Below are 20,598 nucleotides of genomic sequence, written 5' to 3' on the forward strand. Positions count from 1 at the left end.
GGTCCGCCGGTCGGCGAGGCGGACCGAACCGATGGAAACGACGCACCGGATTCGACGGCCGCCCGACCGGAGCGGTCCGCGGCCGGCCCCGATTCGAATGCCGGCATTGATTCGGAACCGACGGAGTCCGCTGCCGGTTCGGCGGTCGGCGGGCGGGCCGACGACGTCGATCGCACGACCGTCAGGATCACCAGCGATATCGGCGACATTCTCGGCGTCGACGACCGCGAGTACACGCTGAGCAGCGATGACGTCGTCACGCTCCCGGAACAAAACGCCGCCCCCCTCGTCGACCGGGAGGCGGCCGAGCGCCTCGAGTGAGCGCTCCTCGAACCGCACTGTGATGAGCGGCTTCGTCTCAACGACTCGCGTTTCGCGGACCCCAGTGTGAAATCGCAACGCATACGTTACCGCTCGCTAACTCCCGTGCATGCTCGATGTCGGCGACGAGGCACCGGAGTTCGAACTGCTCAACCAACACGGTGAGACGATCTGCCGCTCCGATTTCGAGGGGCAGCGACTCGTCGTCTACTTCTACCCTCGTGCCAACACGGACGGCTGTACGACCGAGGCCTGTGGGTTCAACGACGCGCTCTCGCAACTCGCGGACCGCGACGCCGCGGTCGTCGGGATCAGCGACGATCCGGTCGACGACCTCGACGACTTCGCGGCCGATTACGACCTCGAGTTCGATCTCCTGTCCGACGAGTTCGGCGAAGTCGCGACGCTCTACGAGTCCTACGGCGAGAAACGGATGTTCGGCAACACCTTCGACGGCGTCTTCCGGAACACCTACCTCGTGGATCCGGACGGACGGATCGAAGCGGTGTACGAGGGGGTCTCCCCCGACGGCCACGCCGACGAGGTGTTAGCGGATCTCGAGTCGGTCGACGCCACACACTGAGCGGCAGCCGCTGGCAAGCTGGCTTTGCGGAGCGGTCTGACACCGTGACGAGTGTCCTATCTCGGGGGGTTGTCCGATCCGGCAGACTCGCTCGGACCGAGAACGCGGATACGACCGCCGTCCGTGATCCGAAGCAGGTACTCGTCAAGAGAGAGTTCGACGGTGACGTCCCCGTTGCGGTCGGTCTGCGTGACGAGCGCATCGAGGGCCTCCGGATCGATGTGATCGTACAGCGTGAACCCCAGTTCAGTCGTACAGTCGATCGGATCGGTATCGAGCGCGGCCGAGATAGCGTAGACGGTAGCGATACTGGCCGGCGTCGACTCGTCGTGCGTGCGTTCTGCGAGGACCGGCCGATCATCGTCTGCGGGATTACGATTCGGGTCGGACATTACTCGTGTTCCCATCCGTCGTGTGCTGGTCGGTCATCGGTTACTGGATCACTATCAGTGCGTGGTCCCTCCATCACCCGTGGTACCGAATCTGCCACCACGAAACTTCGCCCTGAATAAGAGAGTTCGATCGACGTACCCACTCCGAGACGCTATCGCGACACTGATCGTCCTGCTGCCGGTCAGCGAATACGCGATCGACTACCGACTTCATGATTTTGTGATCGAGGAAAACTGGCACGTGCCCTCGTGAATCCCCTCCAACGGGGGCCTGAGATCGGTTCCTGCGCTCACGCGGAAGTGTTCTGCGGCCAGGTCATCGTATTCGGTTGCCCCACCGAACCCCGCCTGATGTTGGATCGTCGCGTCCGGCGTTTCCATACCGACCGTCAGTTCCTCTTTGGATTGATGCATCATAATCAACTCGAGTGCCGCGGATAGAGCTACGAGCGAGGAAATATGTGGGTACCTAGTGGAAATCGGCCGACCAGTGACCGCCTTGCAGACGATGACCGACGGTCACCAGCTGCAAGCGGGTACGATTATCGCAACGAAAATGCTATTCGCGGACCGAACGGCGGCTGCGGCCGTCGACCTTACTGGAAGGTGCGGCCGAGCTGTTCGTCCTGGCCCGGTTCGGCCTGCTGGAACTCCTCTTCGAGTTCCTCATAGCGCTCGCGGGTGTCGGGAGAGACGCTCGGATTGACCTCGTCGAGGGCGTGCTCGAAGTGCTCCTTGCTGATGCGGACGTTGCCGATCGTGTCGGCCATCTCCTCGGGGTCGACCGAGTTGATGAACTCGCGGCTGGCGGCCATCGAGGCCTCGCGAGTGACCGCTTCGATGTCGGCGCCGACGTAGCCGTCCGTCCGACTGGCGAGCCACTCGAGGTCGACCGCGTCGGCCAGGGGCTTGTTGCGGGTGTGGACCTCGAAGATCGCCTTGCGAGCGTCCTCGTCGGGGACCGGCACGTGGACGTGGCGGTCGAGCCGTCCGGGACGGAGCAGGGCGCTGTCGATCAGGTCCGGCCGGTTGGTCGTGGCGATCACGACGACGTCCTCGAGTTCCTCGAGCCCGTCGAGCTCGGTCAGGAGCTGGGAGACGACGCGTTCGCCGACGCCGGAATCACCCTGTCGCTGACCGCGTTCGCCCGCGATCGAGTCGATCTCGTCGAAGAAGATCACGGTCGGTGCGTTCGACCGCGCCTTCTCGAAGACCTCGCGGACGCCCTTCTCGGACTCCCCGACGTACTTGTTCAGCAGTTCGGGGCCTTTGATCGAGATGAAGTTCGACTGGGCCTCGTTGGCGACTGCCTTCGCGAGCAGGGTCTTCCCCGTGCCCGGCGGGCCGTACATGAGGACGCCCTTGGCGGCCTGCATGTCCATCTGCTCGAAGACCTCGGGGTAGTCGAGCGGCCACTGGATCGTCTCGCGGAGCTGCTCTTTGGTCTCGCCCAGTCCGCCGACATCGTTCCAGGTGACGTCGGGGACTTCGACGAAGACCTCGCGGAGCGCCGAGGGCTGGATGCCCTTGAGCGCCTCCTTGACGTCCCGTTCGTTCACTTCCAGCGACTCGAGGACGTCGGCGTCGATCTCCTCGGACTCGAGGTCGAGTTCGGGGCGGATCCGCCGGAGCGCGTTCATCGCGCTCTCGCGGGCCAGCGACTCGAGGTCGGCACCGACGAAGCCGTGCGTGCTCTCGGCGTACTGATCGAGGTCGATCTCCTCGTCGAGTGGCATCCCGCGGGTGTGGACCTGCAGGATCTCCTTGCGGCCCTCCTTGTCGGGGACGCCGATCTCGATCTCGCGGTCGAAGCGACCGCCGCGCCGGAGCGCGGGGTCGATCGCGTCGACGCGGTTGGTCGCGGCGATGACCGTGACGCGGCCCCGCTCCTCGAGGCCGTCCATCAGCGAGAGGAGTTGCGCGACGACGCGGCGTTCGACGTCACCGCCGGCCTCCTCGCGCTTCGCGGCGATGGAGTCGAGCTCGTCGATGAAGACGATCGAGGGGGCGTTCTCCTCGGCTTCCTCGAAGACTTCGCGGAGCTGTTCCTCGGACTCGCCGTAGTACTTCGACATGATCTCCGGGCCGGAGATCGTCTCGAAGTGGGCGTCGATCTCGTTGGCGACGGCCTTCGCCATCAGGGTCTTCCCGGTGCCCGGCGGCCCGTGCAGCAGGACGCCTTTCGGCGGCTCGATGCCCAGCTGCTGGAACAGCTCGGGGTGGCGCATCGGCAGTTCGATCATCTCGCGGACTTGGTCGAGTTCGTCGTCCAGGCCGCCGATGTCCTCGTAGGCGACGTTCGGGAGGCCCTCCGCGGACGCACCGCTGCCGGATTGAACCTGCTCGGCGGGCGTCTCGGAGATCTCGATGCTCGTCGAGTCCGTGATGACGACGGTGCCCGACGGCGAGGTGCTCGCGATCTTCAGCGGGACCGACTGACCGGAGCTAGCCATGGGTCCGAACGAGAGCGAGAACGGTACCGTCTGGCCCTCGGTGACGGCCTGCCCGCTCAGCTTGTCGCGGACGAGCGGACCGATATCACCGCGGATGCGGAGGTTCTGTGGCAGCGCCACGGTGACCGACTTGGCGGGTTTGACGTCGGCGGGTTCGATGGTCACGTTGTCGTCGATCCCGACGTCGGCCTCCTGGCGGAGGCGGCCGTCGATCCTGACGATACCGCGTCCCTCGTCTTCGGGGTAGCCGGGCCAGACGCGAGCGACGGCCTGCGCGTCGCTCTTGCCCTCGATGACGATGTAGTCCCCGTTCTCGAGGTTGAGTTCGTTCATGGAGACGCGGTCGATCGCGGCCAGTCCGCGACCGGCGTCCTTCTGTTTGAGTGGTTTGACAGTGAGTTTCATCGTTCCTCCTCCAGTTCGACAGTGAGCACGCCGTTTTTGATAAACGTGTGCGGGTTCTCAGTGTTCTCGGGAAGTTCGATCTCGTACTGGTCGTCGGCGAAGACGACGATAACCGTGTCGTCGACGACGTCGACCGAGGCGTCGGCCTCTTCGGTACCGAAGTCGACAGCCATCACCGTGCTGTCGTCGTATTCGTACCGGCGAGCCACCTGCCCCTCTTCGGGGGTGAATTGGTCGAGAGTCATGCTGTAACTAACCCAAGGTAAGCGCTGTTTCTATATAAGCATTTCGCCGATAGACCGCATGAAGGCGGCGTATCGGGTGCAAAACTGATTGTTCGTAGTTCACAGTGCGATCCCCTGCGGTCACTCGATCGGGATGACAGCACTCGATTGGTTCGGCACGGGCATATTTTCGTTGCTGGCGTGCTCCGGTCGCCACCGAATCGAGTCTTTATACCCGTCCCCAGTGTGCTAACATGTATGGAAACGGTACCACATCACGGTCGGGAGACGGCGTACGACGTCGTCGACCGGGGCAGCGACGGACCGCCCATCTGTTGTATCCACGGGAGCGGCGGCTCCCACGACGTCTGGGACGGGCAGCGACCGCTCGCGGATCACGCACCGGTCGTCACGGTCGATCTCAGCGGTCACGGTGAGTCGGACGATATCGACGCCAGCCCGGGCTACTCGACGCTGTCGGCCTACGCCGACGACGTGCTGGCCGTCGTCGAGGCGACAGACGCGGCGGTCCTCGTCGGAAACTCTCTCGGCGGTGCCGTCGTCCTGCAGATTCTGCTCGAGCGCGAGTTCGATCCCGCGGCGGCCGTCCTGACGGGGACCGGCGCTCGACTCGGCGTGCTCGAGGATCTCCTGGCGTGGCTCCGGTCCGATTTCGAGCGCGCGGTCGAATTCCTCCACGGGCCGGATCGGCTCTTTCACGACCCCGACTCGGGCCTCCGCGAGCGATCGATGGAGCGGATGTACGACACCGGCCAGGCGGTCACGCGCCGGGACTTTCTGACCTGCCACGAGTTCGACGTCCGCGATCGCGTCCGCGAGATCGACACTCCCACGCTCGCGGTGTACGGCGAGTACGACCAGTTGACGCCGCCGTGGTTTCACGAGTACCTCGCCGACGAAATCGACGAGGCCGGACTCGCCGAGATCGAGGACGCCGCACACCTGGCGATGATCGAACGGCCGTCCGCGTTCAACGCGGTCGTCGACGAATTCCTGTCCGAGATCGACGGTGACCGAGATCGAGACTGGTACTGAGAATCGACTCGAGACGGCTGTCGTACCGAGCCGGCAACGAATCAGTAAATGTCCTCGAGATCGCTCTCCTCGTGACTGTGTTCGTCGGCGGGGAACTCGCCGGATTCGACCGCCGAGACGTACTTCCCGACCGCGGACTCCATCTCCTCGCGGACGTTCCCGAACTGTTTCGAGAAGGAGGGCGACCACTCGCTGAGCCCGATCGCGTCGTCGACGACGAGCACCTGTCCGTCGCAGTCCGGGCCGGCACCGATCCCGATCGTCGGGATGTCCAGCGCCGCCGTCACGTCGGCCGCGAGATTCGACGGCACGTGCTCGAGGACGAGCGAGAACGCCCCGGCAGCCTCGTGAGCCTCGGCCAGTTCGAGGATGCGCTCGGCTCCTTTCCGATCCGTCCCCTGCCGCGGATAGCCGCCGTACTGGTTGACGTGCTGGGGCGTCAGTCCGAGGTGGGCCATCACGGGGATTCCGAGCCGGACCAGTTTCTCGGTCAGCTCGACGGTGTGGGGCCCGCACTCGAGCTTGACCGCGTGAGCGTCGGCCTCCTTGAGCATCCGGCCCGCGTTCTCGACGCTCGCCGCCTCGTCGACCCCGATCGAGAGAAACGGCATGTCGGCGACGACGAGGGCGTCGTCGGTCGCGCGGGCGACCGCACCGGTGTGGCGAGCCATGTCGTCGACGGTAACCGGGAGCGTCGTCTCGTACCCCAGATTGGTGTTCCCGAGGCTGTCACCGACGAGGATAATGTCGACGCCGGCCTCGTCGACGACCGCCGCCGTCGGCGCGTCGTACGCCGTCAACATCGTGATCGCCGCTTCACCGGCCTTCGCTCTGAGATCCCGCACGGTAGGCATACCCATAGCTTGGCCGCCGAGAACTAAACAGCGTTGTTCTTCCGCCAGTGACGGTCGAGCGTCCGCTGGGGCCGTATCCGCGGCGCTTAAGAGGTCCGGGTTGCCATACTCACGCGTGCCAGAACCCGTCGAAACGACCTCACCCGACGGCGTCGATTACGGCTGGGTGATGCAGACGACCTTCGTCGCAACCATCCTGGTCGGCGCGCCGGTCGTCGTCCTGCTGTCGACGGCGGCGACCCTCCCCACGTGGGCCGACCGGGTCGAGTTCGCGATCCGAGTCGGTGCGCCCGTCTGGTTAGTCACGTCTATCGTCGTCTTCGCCTACGCCAAGCGAAAGCAGACGTAACAACGTATCCGTCCGGTCACCTCCGATACGCGCGCAGACAGCGCGACCTCAGAACTCTGACGGTCCCTCACCGACGTACTCGAAATCGATCCCCGCACGTTCAGCAGTCCGTTGATCCCGTGCGGAGTCACCGATAAAGAGCGTCCGCGCTGGCTTGGCATCGAGCGCTCGAACCGTCGCGAGCAACGGTTCCGGATCCGGTTTCCACGTTCCGACCGTGTCGCGGCCGACGACGGCATCGACCGCGTCGTCGAGCGCGTGTTCGTCGAGTGCGATCCGACAGGCTTGCTCGCAATTGAGCGAACAGACGCCCGACGGCAACGACCGCTCGAGCAGTTCGTCCGCGTGAGCGAGTCGGTTCGACGTCCGTGCACCGTCGTGTTCGTGGGCCGCGATGGCTGACTCCACCTCGGTTCCCAGTCCCGAATCGCCGGCGGCCTCGAGCATGTCCCAGAGCCCGTCGCTCGGCGGCTCGACGTTCGCGCTATCGTACACCTCACGAACGTCGACGGCGACGGCGTTCCAGTCGACGTCGAGATCGACGAGGGTCCCGTCCAGATCGTAGACGACGGCGTCGTACTCGGTCACGGCCGCTGATACGTGCGGGAGTCGAATATACTGTTCGCAATTTTGCGTCCGACGACTTGTCGACGCGATCTCTCAATCGAGCAGCTCTCGAGCGATCACCGTCTTCTGGATCTCAGTCGTCCCCTCGTAAATTTCGGTGATTTTGGCGTCGCGATAGAGCCGTTCGACCTCGCCCTCGGTGACGTAGCCGTAGCCGCCGTGGATCTGGACTGCCTCGTTCGTGACGAACATCGCCGCCTCGCTGGCGAAATATTTCGCCATGCTCGCCTCGAGCGCTGCGCTCCCCGCGGCCCGCTTCCGAGCGGCGTCTCGGGTCAGCAGGCGCGCAGCCCGGACTCGGGTCGCCATCTCGGCGAGTTTGTGCCGGATCGTCTGGATGTCCGAAATGGGGCCGCCGAACTGGTCTCGCTCCCGGCTGTAGGCCAGCGCCTCGTCGAGCGCACACTGTGCGAGGCCGACGGACTGGGCGGCGATGGCGATCCGACCGCCGGTGAGGATGTGAAACGCGGCCGAGAGCCCCTTCCCCTCCTCGGTCAACCGATTTTCGGCCGGAATCCGAACGTCGTCGAAGGTGAGGCTCGTGGTGTCGCTCGCGCGCAGACCGAGTTTGTCCTCTTTCTCGCCGACGGTCAGGCCGTCCACGTCGCCCGGGACGAGGAACTGCGTCACCGTCGACGGATCGTCGCGATCGGTCTTCGCGAAGAGGATGTAGACGCCCGCGCGCTCGCCGTTCGTGATCCACTGCTTTTCGCCGTTGACGACGTATTCGTCGCCCTCGTGTCTCGCTTCTGTCGACATCTCCGCCGGATTCGAGCCCGCGTGTGGCTCCGAGAGCGCGAAGGCACCGACCGGCCGCCCGTCGGCCATCTCGGGCAGCCAGCGTTCCCGCTGGTCCTCGCTCCCGAACTCGGCGAGACAGGAGGTCGCGAGCGAGTGGACCGACAGCGCCGTTGCGACCGAGAGCATCCCGTACGCGACTTCCTTGTTGACCACGGCGGCCGTCACCGGATCCGCCTCGTAGCCGCCGTACTCCTCGGGGACCGTCAGCCCCGTCAGGTCGAGGTCGGCGAGGCCGTCCCAGACGGCTTCGGGGAACTCCTGCTCCCTGTCGGCCTCGAGCGCTGTCGGCCTGATCTCCTCGCTGGCGAACTCTCGGGCGGTCTCTCGGATCGCCGCCTGTTCGTCGGTGAGCGTCATACCGACTCCCACGACGTCGTCACACAAAGGAACTCACGTCGAGCGGCCGGCGTCGCGGTCATCCCTCGGCTGCGAGATGGGACGAGTCCGCCTCGAGTCTGCTTCGAGTCCGCCTCAAGAGACCAGTTCGAGGACTGGGAACGAGGGCTCACGGGCACGGCGACCACCTACGAGTTCGACGGCGACACGTCCGAATTTACCGAGGTGTTCCTCTACGACAGCGAGGGCGACGCGGACGCCCTCAGCGACCACGCCGACTCCAACCGCGACGTCAGCGATCGCTGGGCGACCCTCGAGGATTCCTCGATCGACGGAAGCGGGCGAACGCTGGTATTGAGCGGGACCGTGCGGACGCGGTCGCTCCTGTAGCCCGCCGTCCACCTCAGAGGACGTCTATTTTCTCGAGTCGGGAGCGCATCTCCCGTGCGGAGTCCTCGTCTTTCACCCGAAGCGGACTCCGCAGCGGGCCGGCGTCGAAGTCCCGCATTCTGAGCGCGGTTTTGACACCGGACATGTACGCGCCGCCGGTTTTGAACGCGTCTCGTACGTCGAATATTTCGCTCTGGAGTTCCCGCGCGCGTTCCTCGTCGCCAGCGTCGTAGGCCTCGTAACAGTCGACGACAAGTTCCGGGAAGACGTTCGCGACGGCGCTGACGGCTCCCGAGCAGCCGATTTCGAGGCCGGTGAAGATGAGCGAGTCCGACCCCGCGAGGAAGGTCAGATCGGGGTGGGCATCGATCGCCTGGGCGAGCCACGGTACGTCCTTGCTCGAGTCCTTGACGCCCGCGAGGGTGTCGATTTCAGCGAGGTCGGCCAGCGTCTCGAGCGACAGTTCGTTGCCGGTCTTGCTCGGGATGTGGTAGACGTAGACCGGGAGGTCGACGGCCTCGGCGACCCGGCGATAGTGCTCGAGGGCCCCCTCGCGGTCGAGCGGATAGTAGTACGGCGTCACGACGACGATACCGTCCGCACCGACGGATTCGGCGTGTTCGGCGTGGGCGACGGTCCGGTAGGTACTGGGAGCGCCGACGCCGGCGATGACCGGCACGTCGTCACCGACTTCATCGACGACCGCCTCGACGATCCGGTCGCGCTCCGGGCCCGAGAGCAGCGGGAACTCGCCGTTGGTTCCGAGCGGAAAGACGCCGTGTACCCCGCGGTCGACGACGAAACGGGCGTGTGCAGCCGTCGTCTCGTAATCGACGGACTCGTCCTCCCGAAACGCGGTGACGGTCGGCGGGACGACGCCGCGAAGCGACAGCGGGTCGGCGGCGCCGGGATCGTGATTTGCCATGCGACCCACTCCGTGGGGGACGGTCAAAAAACGCCTGCTACCGCGACTCGCTCGGCGGCTCGAATAGCCATCGATCGCCGAACACCAGCGAGCGACGCTCGCCGACCTCGAGCGTCAGTCCGGCGTCGCCATCTCTCCCGATGGGTTGTCCAACTGCTCGCCCGCGAGGACGCGGTTCGCCCGACGGAGCCGCTCGGAGAGCGCCTGATGAGAGATGTCGAGTTCGTTCGCGAGCTCCTCGAGCGAGATCTCGCGCGGCACGTCGTAGTAGCCCTGGCGATAGGCTTCAGCGATCGCCTCCTGCTGGGGCTCGGTCAGCGCCGCCGTCGTCTCGAGTTCCTCGTCCTGACCGGCCTCGACCATGCGTCTGATATCGACCCGGACGCCGCAGTCCTCGATGGCCGAGACGGCGTCCGAAAGCTCCTCGCGGTGGGGGAAGAGGAGCCGAAGCGTCCACTGACCGTCGGTCACTTGCGCGTCGAGAACCGTGCCGCCGTCGGTGTAGACGCACTGACAGACGGACTCGACATCCGCCGCGTACTTCAACCGGTAGAACAGCTTGCCGTCCTCGGTGTTCTCGAGCAATTGTCGGTGTTCGGCGACGGTCGGATCTGACTCGAGGGCGTTCTCGAGTTCGTCATGGCCGACATTCGAGAACCAGACGAGCGGGACGGTCCGGGTCGGCCCTTCCGCGACGACGCTTTCGACGCGGACGTCGAGGGCCGGTAGTTGCTGGAGGGTCTCTGCGAGTGCGAACTCGTCCGTCGAAAGCGAAAGTTCTGCGATCGTCGTCATTGGTGGGTCACCTCGTAGCGCTGGCTCGAGTCCGGTCGGTGAACGACGCCGCTGTCGTAGTGGTGCTGGGACTCGATTCGTCTCATAAGTATCCAGCCGATCCGCTCGGTGTCGTCGCGAACGCCTCGCCCGTAGCGGCTGTGAGGCCGCCGTCGACAGTACGCTCGCTCGGATCGTGCTGCTAGAAGAAACGACTCGGATACGGTTGATGAGCGGGCCTTTGTATTCCGGCCGTTTAAGGGAGTGAGTCGCGCCTGACGACGGTCAGAATCGCGTGACGGAACTGGAATTTCGACGGTATCGATCGACGGCAATTTCGAACGGATGGCAGTTCGGATCGGGTGTCACTGCACGCGCGAAACGGGCCGATCGATCACCCGAGACGGGCCAGCCGATTGAGCGCGTACACCGTCCGGAGCACGTCGACGCTCTTCCCGCGATCGAAGACGAGTTCGTCCGTCTCGAGAACGTGCTGGAAGGTCTCCTGAGAGGCGTGTTCCGGGGCGGCCGCGATCCCGGCGTCGTTGTCGGCGACCCATTCCATCACGCGCAGATCGCTCTTGGAGTCGCCCATCACGAGCGCGAAGGGGTCCTCGACTCCGAGCACGTCGAGCGCGCGTTCGACGCCCACCACCTTGTTCAGTTCGAGGCTGCCGATCTCGGCCGCGTCGGCCTCGTAGTAGGCGACGTCGATCCGCTCGAGCGCGGTCACGAGCCGGTCGGGGACGTCGTCGGTCGCGAGGTCGGGGTACCCCCCTTCGCCCTCGAGGACCGCTCTGATCTCGGGGTCCTGCCCAGCGTAGAAGGCGCGAGTCCAGTCGGTGATCGTTTCGTCGCCGAGCCTCGGTTCACCCTCGCCATCGGCGGCCGAACTCCCGTTTTCATCGCTCATCCCGTCGCCCCGCTCGAGCATCCGACCGACGGCGTCGGCGAGCAGATCGATGAGATAGACCAGCGCCTCGTCGATGATTTCGCGGGCGTCCGCGGACCCGGTTTCGTAGTTGGGCTTCATCGTGACGTTAAACTCGTTGCCCTGGAGGTGACAGCCCCGACGGAGTCCCTCGGGCGCCTCGGGGAGGACGCGCGACCGGACGTCGTCGAAGACGGTCCGAATGGACTCGTCGAGGTCCTCGTAGAGCAACTGCTTCGTGTCCGCGCCGTGGCCCGGCGTGAACACGCCCGTTCCCGCCTCGTAGACGATCGAGAGGTTCCCCGAGTGGACGATCTCGCTGCCCAGCCCCTGAATCGCGAAGCCCTTGACGTTCTCGAGGGTCTGGCCCGTACAGATGACGATCGGGACGCCGGCCTCGTGGAACTCCGTCAAGAGGTGCAGCGTCTCCCGGGGAATCTCGTTGTCCGTTCCGCCGGCGGAGCGCAGCGTCTCGTCGACGTCGAGCACGAGGACGTTCACCGCGCGGCCGTACTTCGCCTCGAGATCGAGCGCGGTGAAGGCCTGATCGCGAGTCGCTCGGGCGGCGATCTCCGCGAACGTCTCGCCGGCCGCGAACGCCGACCGGATCTCGTCCTTGCGATCCTCGAGTTCCTCGGTCGCCTCCTGCCAGTGCTCGAGCGCGACTCTGGAGTCGACCGCCGGGAAGACGTCGACGAACTCCTGGTACTCCCGCAGCGTCGCCGTGTCGTGCTCGTCGTAGAGCCGATAGACGAGATCGTATCGTTCCATGTGGGCTACAGGCATGGGCGGACGGAAAACCGTTTCCGGTTGCGGTCGCGGTCGTTCTGGTCGCGGTCATTTCGGTCGCGGTCGTTCCGATCGTAGTCAGTTCGCCGCCCGAGCGATCCCGGCCGGGCGGTCCCACGTCCCCGATATCCGAACATATCGATATTTACTCGAGTAGGAATAAATATTTAACATCACGGTTCCTACCGGGAGACAATGAAAGCCATCGCAGTCCGGCCCGGAGCGGGGAGCCCGGAGGTCGTCGACCAACCCGTTCCGGAACCCGCTCCCGGCGAAGCGCTCGTGCGGATCTGTCGCGTCGGGATCGACGGGACCGATTACGAGGTCATCGAGGGGAGCCACGGCGGCGTTCCGGACGGAGACGACCGGCTGATCCTCGGACACGAGGCCGTCGGCGTCGTCGAAGACGCGAACGGAACCGCCCTCGAGCACGGACAGTACGTCGTCCCGACCGTGCGACGGCCGCCAGCGGGCGTCGAGACGAACGACTACTTCGAGCGCGGCGAGCCCGACATGGCCCCCGAAGGAGAGTACGTCGAACGCGGCATCGTCGGCGCACACGGCTTCATGGCGGAGTACATCACGAGTCCGTACGATTGTCTCGTTCCGATTTCCGCCGAACTGGCTCCGTGGGGCTTTCTCGTGGAACCGATCAGCATTACCGAAAAGGCGATCGAACACGCTCGCGCAACGCGCTCGGCGTTCGACTGGCGGCCCGAATCCGCGCTCGTCCTCGGCACCGGCTCACTGGGGCTGTTGACCGTCGCGATGTTCGCGGAGACGCTCGACTACGAGCGAATCTACTGTCTCGGGCGGACGGATCGACCGCACCCGACGATCGACATCGTGGAGCGACTCGGCGCGACTTACATCGACTCCCGCGAGACGCCGGTCTCCGAGATCGCAGGCGCGTACGAGCCGATGGACGTCGTCTACGAAGCGACCGGCTACGCGAAACACGCCTTCGAATCGATCGACGCGCTCGCCCCCAACGGCGTCGCCGCCCTGCTCGGCGTCCCCACCGACTGGTCGTTCGAAGTCGACGGCGGCCGACTACACCGCGACCTCGTGTTGCACAACAAAGCGCTGGTCGGCAGCGTCAACTCCAACCGCCGTCACTTCGAGCGGGCCGTCGACACGCTCTCGAGCCTTCCAGACTGGGTGCTCGAGTCGGTCGTGACCGGGGTCCACGGCCTCGAGGCGGTCGATCGGGCGTTCCCGGAGGCGACCGCGCGCGTCGCGGCAGCCGGCCGCGCGTCGACGGCGGCTTCGGATGACGACACGACTATAAAAACGGCGGTCGAATTCACAGGTATATGAAAAACGTCGACGACCTGATCGAGAGCGCGGCCGAGCTCGCAGATCGCGGTCTCTCGAAGGGCGAGATCGCGGACGAGCTGAACGTCTCCCGAGAGACCGCGAGCTGGCTCGTCGAGCGCAGCGGAACGACCCCACAGGCGACCGAACAATCGTCCCAGCGAACCGACGAAACCCCCGGTGCGAGCGGCCCACAGGACATCCACGTCGACTGGTCCGCGATCGGCCGGGACAGCAAACGGATGAGCGCCATCGCCTCGGCGATGGCCGACATGCTCGCCAAACACGGCGAAGCCGTGGATCTGACGATCGGCATCGAGAAAGCCGGCGGCCCGATCGCGACGCTGGTCGCCCGCGAACTCGAGACCGATCTCGGGACCTATACCCCCGCGAAACACCAGTGGGAGGAAGGCGATATCGAGGACCTCGGCGGAACGTTCTCCAGGAACTTCGCCGGTATCCGCGATCGGGAATGTTACATCGTCGACGATACCATCACCAGCGGCACCACCATGCGCGAGACGATCGAGGCGATCCGCGCCGAGGGCGGCAAACCGCTCGCCTGCGTCGTCATCGCCGACAAACAGGGCCTCGAGGAACTCGAGGGCGTCCCCGTCTACTCGCTCTTGCAGGTCATCAGCGTCGGCAAGGACGACTAGCCGGCGACGCGGTCGCTGGACCGAATACGCGATGCGATAAAATCGAGAGGGATACCGAGTTCGCCGTCGGCTACCCGTGAATCCCCATCGCTTCGATCTGCTCCTGATAGCGGTTCCGGATCGTCACCTCGGTCACCTGTGCGACGTCGGCGACCTCGCGCTGCGTCTTCTTCTCGTTGCAGAGCAGGGACGCGGCGTAGATCGCGGCCGCGGCGTACCCCGTCGGTGACTTGCCCGAGAGCAGCCCTTCCTCGGCCGTCTTCTCGATGATTTCGTTGGCCTTGGTCTGGACCTCTTCGGACAGTTCGAGTTCAGAACAGAAGCGCGGGACGTACTTTTTCGGGTCGACGGGACGCATCTCGAGGCCGAGTTCCTGCGAGATGTATCGATACGTGCGACCGATTTCTTTGCGTTCGACGCGCGAGACTTCCGAGATCTCCTCGAGGCTTCGCGGGATCCCTTCCTTGCGACAGGCGGCGTACAGCGCGGACGTCGCGACCCCTTCGATCGATCGTCCGCGGATGAGGTCTTCTTTGAGCGCGCGCCGATAGATGACCGACGCGACCTCCCGAACCGAGCGCGGAACGCCGAGCGCGGATGCCATCCGGTCGATCTCGCTGAGCGCGAACTGGAGGTTCCGCTCGCCGGCGTCTTTGGTTCGAATGCGTTCCTGCCACTTGCGCAACCGGTGCATCTGGCTACGTTTTTTCGAAGAGATAGAGCGGCCGTAGGCGTCCTTGTCTTTCCAGTCGATCGTCGTCGTCAGCCCCTTGTCGTGCATCGTCTGGGTCGTCGGCGCGCCGACGCGGGACTTTTCCTGCCGTTCCTGGTGATTGAACGCCCGCCACTCCGGGCCTGGGTCGATCTGTTCCTCCTCCACGACGAGCCCACAGTCTTCGCAGATGAGCTCTCCCCGGTCGGAGTCCTTGACGAGATTGTCCGATTCACATTCGGGGCAGGCACGTTCCCCCTCTTGTTCCTCGGTCTCGTCCGTCTCGCGCGTTCGCTCCCGCTGGCGGGTGGACCGTGTCATCGCACTTTTATAGTAGTCTCATTATGGTACATAAAGATTTGGGAAGGGTTTTCGCCTGTTGCTCCGTATCGTTCGAAAACAGTCGACACGAGCGTTCTCTCTCGAGTTTTACGAAACGGAACCGGAAAACCTTTATCCGATTCTGGCCGATCACGGAGACGAATGCCGGTTATCGAGTGCGACGTCGAGGCGGCCCGCGAACGACTCGAGGAGGCGGGCGTCGCCGTCGACTCGGGAAACACTGACCACGAGCGCTGGCGAGCGAGCCGCGGCGGTGCCACGGCCGTCGCCTACGACGACAAGGTCGTGATTCAGGGGTCGGACCCGCGAGATATCGAGGCGCTGCTCCGCGAGAACGGCGGACGCGCCCACGTCTACTTCGACGGCGGTTCCCGCGGCAATCCCGGTCCCGCCGGAATCGGCTGGGTGATCGTTACCGGCGACGGAATCGTTGCCGAGGACGGCGAAACGATCGGGACGGCCACGAACAACCAGGCCGAGTACGAGGCGCTGATCGCGGCGCTCGAGGCCGCGCGCGACTACGACTACGACGAGGTTCACGTCCGCGGCGACTCCGAACTCATCGTCAAGCAGGTCCGCGGCGAGTACGACACCAACAACCCCGAACTCCGCGAGAAGCGCGTAACCGTCCACGAACTGCTGCAGTCGTTCGACGAGTGGACCCTCGAGTACGTCCCTCGAGAAGCCAACGACCGCGCGGACGGCCTCGTGAACGAGGCGCTGGATCAGGCCTAGAGTTGCTCAATTCTGGGGAGCAACGTCTCACTCAGGACCGACCAGCCAGCGTGCGGTGGCGCGCGCTGGGCCGCGGTGAATGGTAATGAACCGCGGCCCGACGCTGCGCGAGGGATGAGCGAGCGACGGCAAGAGCGAGCGAATCGGTTGGGGAGGGCGTGGCGATCCCCTGTTGCCACGATAGTAGAGCGCTTTTTTCACGACGTCCCCATCAGAAGTAGCTGCTACACAAACAACTCGCGCTCGCTCGGAGCGAATCAGCAAGGGGAAAACCGTTCGAGCGCGTACGCTCTCCTATGACCGATCCGAACGCAGTCGACGCCGACGGTGCGGGCGACCGGGGCGGAGACGGTGCCGATGCTCCGAACGACACTGAACTTCCAAGAGAGGTCGCCGACGAAGTCGAACGGCTGACCCGACTCGAGCGCACCGCGGTCGACGAGAACGAAATCGAGGCCTACGAGAGCCGACGCGACGAACTTCTCGACGAACACGACTTCACGTCACGTATCCGCGACGACGACGGCGACGACGTCCTGATACTCCATCCCGAGGAATGGCACGAGGACGGCGTCATCCGAACCGATCGCATCGATGACATCGACCGCGCGGTCGAGATTCCGCTCGAGGGCGCCGAGAATCCGGACGACTGGGAGACAGTCGACGAGCACAATCGTGACCTCGTCGCGGCGGTTAGAGCGGATCACGGCGACGTACACGGCGACAACGCGGCGATGCTGGCCGATTTTGCCGGCAATCACTACGCGAAACCGATGGACGCACTGACGGGCGACGAACTCGCGGAGTTTCGGACGGAGTACGTCGTCAGGAACGCCTGGCCGTCCGAAAAACAGCAAAATGTGCTGTCGGAGTCGATCGAACTCGTCTTCGAGACCGCAACCGAGGCGGTCCCGAAGCGCCAGTTCTAGTAGCTGTTCTCGACGATGTCGCTGATCTCGTCGGCGCGGTCGTCGCCCGTGACGACCTTCGAGAGCGACCACTGGATGCCGTCGAGGACGGCGTCGTAGCCGTCGTCGGTCAGCGAGTACTGGTTCGTTCGCTTGTCGAGTTCGCTCTTCTCGACCAGGCCCAGATCGACGAGCTCGTCGAGATTGGGGTAGAGTCGTCCGTGGTTTACTTCCGTCCCGTAGTAGTCCTCGAGCTCTCGCTTGATTGCCAGGCCGTACATTGGCTCCTTGGCGAGGATGACGAGGATGTTGTTCTGGAAGGCGGTGAGTTCGCGTGCAATACTCTGTTCGCCGGTGATTGATTGTGCCTCTGACATACGTGTGCAAATGTTACCAGAGTATTTAAGACTTGTCAACTATCCCTTCGTATCAGCCGGTGTACAACCTGCTACCAGCCACGATACCGCCGGATACGGGTGTACGTGCCTGATTCATGTCTCTTGGATATCTGGCAACCGTCACGTAGATAGTGACACTCGATTACGAAAGTACTTTTTGATCGACCGTGAACTCTCAGATACATGGTCAACCTCTGGGAAGACCTCGAGACCGGACCGAATCCGCCAGAAGAGATCTACGCCGTCGTGGAGTGTCTCAAGGGCGAGCGAAACAAGTACGAGTACGACAAGGACGTTCCGGGCGTCGTCCTCGATCGCGTCCTACACAGCAACGTCCACTATCCGAGCGACTACGGCTTCATCCCGCAGTCCTATTACGACGACGAGGACCCCTTCGACGTGCTCGTGCTCGTCGAAGACCAGACGTTCCCCGGTTGTGTCATCGAGGCCCGTCCCGTCGCGCTGATGAAGATGGACGACGACGGCGAGCAGGACGACAAGGTCATCGCCGTCCCGAGCGAGGACCCGCGCTACAACCACATCGACGACCTCGACGACATCCCGCAGCAGGAACTCGACGAGATCGACGAGTTCTTTTCGACGTACAAGAACCTCGAGGAGGGCAAGGAAGTCGAGACGCAGGGTTGGGAGGACAAACAGGCGGCCTACGACGCGATCGAACACGCCCAGGATCTCTACGACGAGAACTTCTAGCGACGGACCGTCCTGCGGCGCGATCTGCGTTGCGATCCGTTTTTCTCACGGCACGCACCGATTCCCGCGAGTTATCCGTGGCCGGTCGGGACATGCATTATGAGCATGGGTAATTTTATCCCCGTGCCTCCCGTCAGTACTCCGTGTATGGCAGCATCCGACTCCACCGCGCGAACGCCTCCGTCGGCCGACGACGCAGCCGAGGCCGCCGCCGGCATGGCCCATCCCACGGTCGTTCCGACCAACTTCGATCCCGAGGACTCGAGCGGACGCGAGGAGTAACGATCCCGCTGTCTGTCCCGATTCAGTGATCGTCTGCCGCAATCCCCTGACCAACGACCGATCACTGACATCCCCGGCGACTGACTACCGGATTCCCGACGGCCGTTCGGCGGTGCAGCGTCCGGAGTGTCAGCCATTCGCAAAACACTGTCTCGAAACGAAGCTTCTTGTATGCGGTCGGACTACGTCCGTTCATGGGTCTGTTCGACCGACTACGGGGCGACGACGACCCCCGTGTCGCATTTATCGGGGTCGACGGCGTGCCGTATAGTCTCCTCTCGGAGAACGAGGAACTGTTCCCGAACTTCGCTGCGATCGCCGAGAACGGAACCGCCGAGGAGATCTCGAGCATCGTTCCGCCGGAATCCAGCGCCTGCTGGCCGTCGCTGACGACCGGCGTGAACCCCGGTGAGACGGGGGTGTACGGCTTCCAGGACCGCGAAGTCGGCACCTACGACACCTACGTCCCGATGGGGCGCGACGTCCAGGCCGACCGCGTCTGGGACCGCGTTCAGGAGGACGGCCGCAAGGCGACGGTGATGAACGTCCCCGTCACCTTCCCGCCCCAGCGCGACGTCCAGCGGATGGTGTCGGGCTTCCTCTCGCCCGGCCTCGACAAGGCGGCCTATCCCGACGACGTCCGCGACTACCTCGAGACGCTCGACTACCGGATCGACGTCAATCCGAAACTCGGCCACCAGGACGACAAATCCGAGTTTATCGAGGACGCCCACGCGACGGTCGACGCGCAGTACGAGGCCTTCCAGCACTACATCGAGGAGGACGACTGGGACCTCTTCTTCGGCGTCTTCATGACGACCGACCGGGTCAACCACTTCCTCTTCAAGGACTACGAGCGAGACGGCGAGTACAAGGAGGAATTCATCGAGTTCTACAGGAAGGTCGACGACTACATCGGCCGCCTGCGCGACTCGCTGCCGGAGGACGTCACCCTGATCGTCGCCTCCGACCACGGCTTTACCAGCCTCGACTACGAGGTCCACTTCAACGAGTGGCTCCGGGAGGAGGGCTGGCTCTCCTTCGGGACCGACGAGCCCGAGGAACTGAGCGACATCTCCGACGACACCAAAGCGTACTCGTTCATCCCCGGCCGATTCTACATCAACCTCGAGGGCCGCGAACCCCGCGGCTCCGTCCCCGAGGACGAGTACGACGCGGTCCGGGACGAGCTCAAGGCCGACCTCGAGGCGCTCGAGGGGCCGAACGGCAACAAGGTGGTCGACCGCGTCGTCGAGAAGGAAGAAGCCTTCCGCGGCGATCACGACGACATCGCACCCGACCTGGTCGCGATTCCGAGCAACGGCTTCGACCTCAAATCCGGCTTCAAGGCCGACTCCGAGATCTTCACTACCGGGCCGCGAAACGGGATGCACAGCTTCGACGATACGTCGCTGTACATCGATAGCCCGGACGCGACGATCGAGAACGCCGATCTGTTCGACATCACGCCGACGATCCTCGATCTGATGGAGATCGAGTACAGCCGCGGCGATTTCGACGGCGCGAGTCTGATCTGAGCGGCGACCAGTTCGACCAGCGGCACGTATTTATCCGGTGACAGTACTGCGATACTATGAACGACTCCGCTATCGTCGCAAGCAGTCTCGCCGGTGCGATCGTACTCGCCAGCATCGTCAGTGCCCTCACGGAGAGTCCGGCCGTTCTCGGACTGACGGCGGTCGGGATCGCGATCTATCTGGCCGTCGGCGTCGGAGTGCCCCAGTACGTGCTGTCGCGTCGAAGCGGATCGTCCCTCCAGCTCGGGCTAGCCGTGTTCGCAGCCATCGGCGCGGTGATTGCAACTGCCGTCGGGATCGCGACGGGATCTCTGCACGAGGAGTCCGGCATCGGACTCGTTTCGATCCTGCTCGTCGTCCTCCTCGGCAATACGATCGGTGCCGGGGTCCGCGAATTCCGAGCGGGGTATCGTTCGGAATCGTAGCACCGTTACTCGAGGCTCGAGCCAGTACGAAACACGACCCGCGAACCGCTCCACAGCGCCGGTGCGCCGATCCGATTCGATCCCGTTTTCCGGCCGGCAACGAACCGCCTTCCATGGACGAGGTAATCCACGCTCGCGGCCACGAGAACGTCAGCGCCGAGCACGCGAGCACGTTCGAAGTGACGACGGACGACTTTCTCACCGCCGCCGGCGACTGCATCCTCGCGATCGAGGCCGACCGCGCGCCGGCGGATTTCGATCCCGACTTCGTCGCGGCCTGCCGGGACGCTGACGCGACGATCACGGTCACCCTTGAGGCCGACGGCCACACGGAGTCCGTGACGGGGCGCGGCGATAG

The 20,598-nt window shown here is 64.4% G+C and carries 26 protein-coding genes; 14 read left to right on the forward strand and 12 right to left on the reverse strand.

The genetic code is table 11. The annotated features are described in order from the left end of the window. Both PGX04_RS22775 and bcp read left to right on the forward strand, forming a co-directional pair. Positions 1–321 (forward strand): DNA replication complex subunit Gins51 (locus PGX04_RS22775; protein ID WP_465263836.1); only part of this gene is annotated, 321 nt, incomplete at its 5' end. A gap of 109 nt (positions 322–430) precedes the next feature. After that, on the forward strand, positions 431–904 hold the full coding sequence (gene bcp, locus PGX04_RS22780; RefSeq protein WP_273740602.1) for a thioredoxin-dependent thiol peroxidase: 474 nt from the start codon (positions 431–433) through the stop codon (positions 902–904). A gap of 56 nt (positions 905–960) precedes the next feature. On the opposite strand, the gene PGX04_RS22785 is transcribed toward bcp, so the two are convergent. From PGX04_RS22785 to PGX04_RS22800, 4 genes are all read right to left on the reverse strand, one after another. Further along, positions 961–1,296 carry a HalOD1 output domain-containing protein gene (locus tag PGX04_RS22785; RefSeq protein ID WP_273740603.1) on the reverse strand — a complete coding sequence of 112 codons (336 nt, stop codon included), beginning with the start codon at positions 1,294–1,296 and terminating at the stop codon, positions 961–963. A 210-nt stretch (positions 1,297–1,506) separates the two neighbouring features. Continuing rightward, positions 1,507–1,710, reverse strand: a complete 204-nt coding sequence (locus PGX04_RS22790) for a hypothetical protein (RefSeq protein WP_273740604.1) — start codon at positions 1,708–1,710, stop codon at positions 1,507–1,509. A 182-nt stretch (positions 1,711–1,892) separates the two neighbouring features. Further along, positions 1,893–4,154: a CDC48 family AAA ATPase gene (locus tag PGX04_RS22795; protein WP_273740605.1), complete on the reverse strand. Its 2,262-nt coding sequence runs from the start codon at positions 4,152–4,154 to the stop codon at positions 1,893–1,895. Beyond that, positions 4,151–4,399 carry a DUF7127 family protein gene (locus tag PGX04_RS22800; protein WP_273740606.1) on the reverse strand — a complete coding sequence of 83 codons (249 nt, stop codon included), beginning with the start codon at positions 4,397–4,399 and terminating at the stop codon, positions 4,151–4,153. The genes PGX04_RS22795 and PGX04_RS22800 overlap by 4 nt, the downstream gene beginning before the upstream one ends. Positions 4,400–4,636: 237 nt before the next feature. Here PGX04_RS22800 and PGX04_RS22805 point away from each other — a divergent pair, with 237 nt between their 5' ends. Continuing rightward, a complete protein-coding gene (locus PGX04_RS22805) occupies positions 4,637–5,434 on the forward strand; it encodes an alpha/beta fold hydrolase (protein ID WP_273740607.1) in 798 nt (265 codons plus the stop codon). A 41-nt stretch (positions 5,435–5,475) separates the two neighbouring features. Here the strand turns inward: PGX04_RS22805 and panB are convergent, their stop codons facing one another. Further along, positions 5,476–6,288, reverse strand: a complete 813-nt coding sequence (panB, locus tag PGX04_RS22810) for a 3-methyl-2-oxobutanoate hydroxymethyltransferase (RefSeq protein ID WP_273740608.1) — start codon at positions 6,286–6,288, stop codon at positions 5,476–5,478. Positions 6,289–6,403: 115 nt separating this feature from the next. Here panB and PGX04_RS22815 point away from each other — a divergent pair, with 115 nt between their 5' ends. Beyond that, entirely contained in the window at positions 6,404–6,637 is a 234-nt protein-coding gene (locus PGX04_RS22815) for a DUF5822 domain-containing protein (protein WP_273740609.1), read from the forward strand. 48 nt (positions 6,638–6,685) lie between these two features. Here PGX04_RS22815 and PGX04_RS22820 read toward each other — a convergent pair whose 3' ends face one another. After that, a complete protein-coding gene (locus PGX04_RS22820; protein WP_273740610.1) occupies positions 6,686–7,225 on the reverse strand; it encodes an HAD family hydrolase in 540 nt (179 codons plus the stop codon). Between the two features lie 72 nt (positions 7,226–7,297). After that, positions 7,298–8,422, reverse strand: a complete 1,125-nt coding sequence (locus PGX04_RS22825; protein ID WP_273740611.1) for an acyl-CoA dehydrogenase family protein — start codon at positions 8,420–8,422, stop codon at positions 7,298–7,300. 204 nt (positions 8,423–8,626) lie between these two features. On the opposite strand from PGX04_RS22825, the gene PGX04_RS22830 reads away from it, so the two are divergent. Further along, complete coding sequence (locus PGX04_RS22830; protein WP_273740612.1) at positions 8,627–8,791, forward strand: hypothetical protein; 165 nt, start codon at positions 8,627–8,629, stop codon at positions 8,789–8,791. Positions 8,792–8,804: 13 nt separating this feature from the next. Here PGX04_RS22830 and PGX04_RS22835 read toward each other — a convergent pair whose 3' ends face one another. The 3 genes from PGX04_RS22835 to PGX04_RS22845 all read right to left on the reverse strand — a co-directional run bounded on the left by PGX04_RS22835 (position 8,805) and on the right by PGX04_RS22845 (position 12,192). Next, positions 8,805–9,716 (reverse strand): dihydrodipicolinate synthase family protein, encoded by a 912-nt coding sequence (locus PGX04_RS22835; protein WP_273740613.1) that lies wholly within the window; start codon positions 9,714–9,716, stop codon positions 8,805–8,807. 114 nt (positions 9,717–9,830) lie between these two features. Next, a complete protein-coding gene (locus tag PGX04_RS22840) occupies positions 9,831–10,511 on the reverse strand; it encodes a helix-turn-helix domain-containing protein (protein ID WP_273740614.1) in 681 nt (226 codons plus the stop codon). Positions 10,512–10,884: 373 nt separating this feature from the next. Next, entirely contained in the window at positions 10,885–12,192 is a 1,308-nt protein-coding gene (locus PGX04_RS22845; RefSeq protein ID WP_273740615.1) for an HAD hydrolase family protein, read from the reverse strand. Between the two features lie 213 nt (positions 12,193–12,405). Here PGX04_RS22845 and PGX04_RS22850 point away from each other — a divergent pair, with 213 nt between their 5' ends. Both PGX04_RS22850 and gfcR read left to right on the forward strand, forming a co-directional pair. Beyond that, on the forward strand, positions 12,406–13,530 hold the full coding sequence (locus PGX04_RS22850) for a glucose 1-dehydrogenase (RefSeq protein ID WP_273740616.1): 1,125 nt from the start codon (positions 12,406–12,408) through the stop codon (positions 13,528–13,530). Next, positions 13,527–14,186, forward strand: coding sequence for a transcriptional regulator GfcR (gene gfcR / locus PGX04_RS22855; protein WP_273740617.1), 660 nt, complete (start codon positions 13,527–13,529; stop codon positions 14,184–14,186). Before PGX04_RS22850 ends, gfcR begins: the two co-directional genes overlap by 4 nt. 70 nt (positions 14,187–14,256) lie before the next feature. Here gfcR and PGX04_RS22860 read toward each other — a convergent pair whose 3' ends face one another. Further along, a complete protein-coding gene (locus PGX04_RS22860; protein WP_226041817.1) occupies positions 14,257–15,219 on the reverse strand; it encodes a transcription initiation factor IIB in 963 nt (320 codons plus the stop codon). A 162-nt stretch (positions 15,220–15,381) separates the two neighbouring features. Between PGX04_RS22860 and rnhA the strand changes: the two genes are divergently transcribed. Then, positions 15,382–15,975 carry a ribonuclease HI gene (rnhA, locus tag PGX04_RS22865; RefSeq protein ID WP_273740619.1) on the forward strand — a complete coding sequence of 198 codons (594 nt, stop codon included), beginning with the start codon at positions 15,382–15,384 and terminating at the stop codon, positions 15,973–15,975. A 296-nt stretch (positions 15,976–16,271) separates the two neighbouring features. Continuing rightward, positions 16,272–16,904 carry a DUF7108 family protein gene (locus PGX04_RS22870; protein ID WP_273740620.1) on the forward strand — a complete coding sequence of 211 codons (633 nt, stop codon included), beginning with the start codon at positions 16,272–16,274 and terminating at the stop codon, positions 16,902–16,904. Here the strand turns inward: PGX04_RS22870 and PGX04_RS22875 are convergent. Continuing rightward, positions 16,901–17,260 (reverse strand): PadR family transcriptional regulator, encoded by a 360-nt coding sequence (locus tag PGX04_RS22875; RefSeq protein ID WP_273740621.1) that lies wholly within the window; start codon positions 17,258–17,260, stop codon positions 16,901–16,903. The genes PGX04_RS22870 and PGX04_RS22875 overlap by 4 nt on opposite strands. 204 nt (positions 17,261–17,464) lie before the next feature. Here PGX04_RS22875 and PGX04_RS22880 point away from each other — a divergent pair, with 204 nt between their 5' ends. The 5 genes from PGX04_RS22880 to PGX04_RS22900 all read left to right on the forward strand — a co-directional run. Further along, positions 17,465–17,995, forward strand: a complete 531-nt coding sequence (locus PGX04_RS22880; RefSeq protein WP_273740622.1) for an inorganic diphosphatase — start codon at positions 17,465–17,467, stop codon at positions 17,993–17,995. Positions 17,996–18,142: 147 nt separating this feature from the next. Then, the gene (locus PGX04_RS22885) at positions 18,143–18,277 is read left to right on the forward strand and encodes a hypothetical protein (protein ID WP_273740623.1); all 135 of its coding nucleotides are present in this window, start codon (positions 18,143–18,145) and stop codon (positions 18,275–18,277) included. A gap of 194 nt (positions 18,278–18,471) precedes the next feature. Continuing rightward, positions 18,472–19,815 (forward strand): alkaline phosphatase family protein, encoded by a 1,344-nt coding sequence (locus PGX04_RS22890; RefSeq protein ID WP_273740624.1) that lies wholly within the window; start codon positions 18,472–18,474, stop codon positions 19,813–19,815. 56 nt (positions 19,816–19,871) lie between these two features. Continuing rightward, entirely contained in the window at positions 19,872–20,240 is a 369-nt protein-coding gene (locus PGX04_RS22895; RefSeq protein ID WP_273740625.1) for a hypothetical protein, read from the forward strand. A gap of 113 nt (positions 20,241–20,353) precedes the next feature. Next, on the forward strand, positions 20,354–20,598 hold a 245-nt coding region (locus tag PGX04_RS22900; protein ID WP_273740626.1), incomplete at its 3' end, for a DUF371 domain-containing protein.

This window comes from Natrinema soli (assembly GCF_028618695.1).

Coding starts and splice junctions, on each gene's coding strand:
- PGX04_RS22795 (WP_273740605.1), bottom strand. CDS start 4,154: ATGAAACTCACTGTCAAACCACTCAAACAGAAGGACGCCGGTCGCGGA.
- PGX04_RS22835 (WP_273740613.1), bottom strand. CDS start 9,716: ATGGCAAATCACGATCCCGGCGCCGCCGACCCGCTGTCGCTTCGCGGC.
- gfcR (WP_273740617.1), top strand. CDS start 13,527: ATGAAAAACGTCGACGACCTGATCGAGAGCGCGGCCGAGCTCGCAGAT.
- PGX04_RS22890 (WP_273740624.1), top strand. CDS start 18,472: ATGGGTCTGTTCGACCGACTACGGGGCGACGACGACCCCCGTGTCGCA.
- rnhA (WP_273740619.1), top strand. CDS start 15,382: ATGCCGGTTATCGAGTGCGACGTCGAGGCGGCCCGCGAACGACTCGAG.
- PGX04_RS22885 (WP_273740623.1), top strand. CDS start 18,143: ATGGCAGCATCCGACTCCACCGCGCGAACGCCTCCGTCGGCCGACGAC.
- PGX04_RS22825 (WP_273740611.1), bottom strand. CDS start 8,422: ATGACGCTCACCGACGAACAGGCGGCGATCCGAGAGACCGCCCGAGAG.
- PGX04_RS22895 (WP_273740625.1), top strand. CDS start 19,872: ATGAACGACTCCGCTATCGTCGCAAGCAGTCTCGCCGGTGCGATCGTA.
- PGX04_RS22785 (WP_273740603.1), bottom strand. CDS start 1,296: ATGTCCGACCCGAATCGTAATCCCGCAGACGATGATCGGCCGGTCCTC.
- PGX04_RS22790 (WP_273740604.1), bottom strand. CDS start 1,710: ATGCATCAATCCAAAGAGGAACTGACGGTCGGTATGGAAACGCCGGAC.
- PGX04_RS22800 (WP_273740606.1), bottom strand. CDS start 4,399: ATGACTCTCGACCAATTCACCCCCGAAGAGGGGCAGGTGGCTCGCCGG.
- PGX04_RS22880 (WP_273740622.1), top strand. CDS start 17,465: ATGGTCAACCTCTGGGAAGACCTCGAGACCGGACCGAATCCGCCAGAA.
- bcp (WP_273740602.1), top strand. CDS start 431: ATGCTCGATGTCGGCGACGAGGCACCGGAGTTCGAACTGCTCAACCAA.
- PGX04_RS22850 (WP_273740616.1), top strand. CDS start 12,406: ATGAAAGCCATCGCAGTCCGGCCCGGAGCGGGGAGCCCGGAGGTCGTC.
- PGX04_RS22840 (WP_273740614.1), bottom strand. CDS start 10,511: ATGACGACGATCGCAGAACTTTCGCTTTCGACGGACGAGTTCGCACTC.
- panB (WP_273740608.1), bottom strand. CDS start 6,288: ATGCCTACCGTGCGGGATCTCAGAGCGAAGGCCGGTGAAGCGGCGATC.
- PGX04_RS22860 (WP_226041817.1), bottom strand. CDS start 15,219: ATGACACGGTCCACCCGCCAGCGGGAGCGAACGCGCGAGACGGACGAG.
- PGX04_RS22805 (WP_273740607.1), top strand. CDS start 4,637: ATGGAAACGGTACCACATCACGGTCGGGAGACGGCGTACGACGTCGTC.
- PGX04_RS22870 (WP_273740620.1), top strand. CDS start 16,272: ATGACCGATCCGAACGCAGTCGACGCCGACGGTGCGGGCGACCGGGGC.
- PGX04_RS22845 (WP_273740615.1), bottom strand. CDS start 12,192: ATGGAACGATACGATCTCGTCTATCGGCTCTACGACGAGCACGACACG.
- PGX04_RS22875 (WP_273740621.1), bottom strand. CDS start 17,260: ATGTCAGAGGCACAATCAATCACCGGCGAACAGAGTATTGCACGCGAA.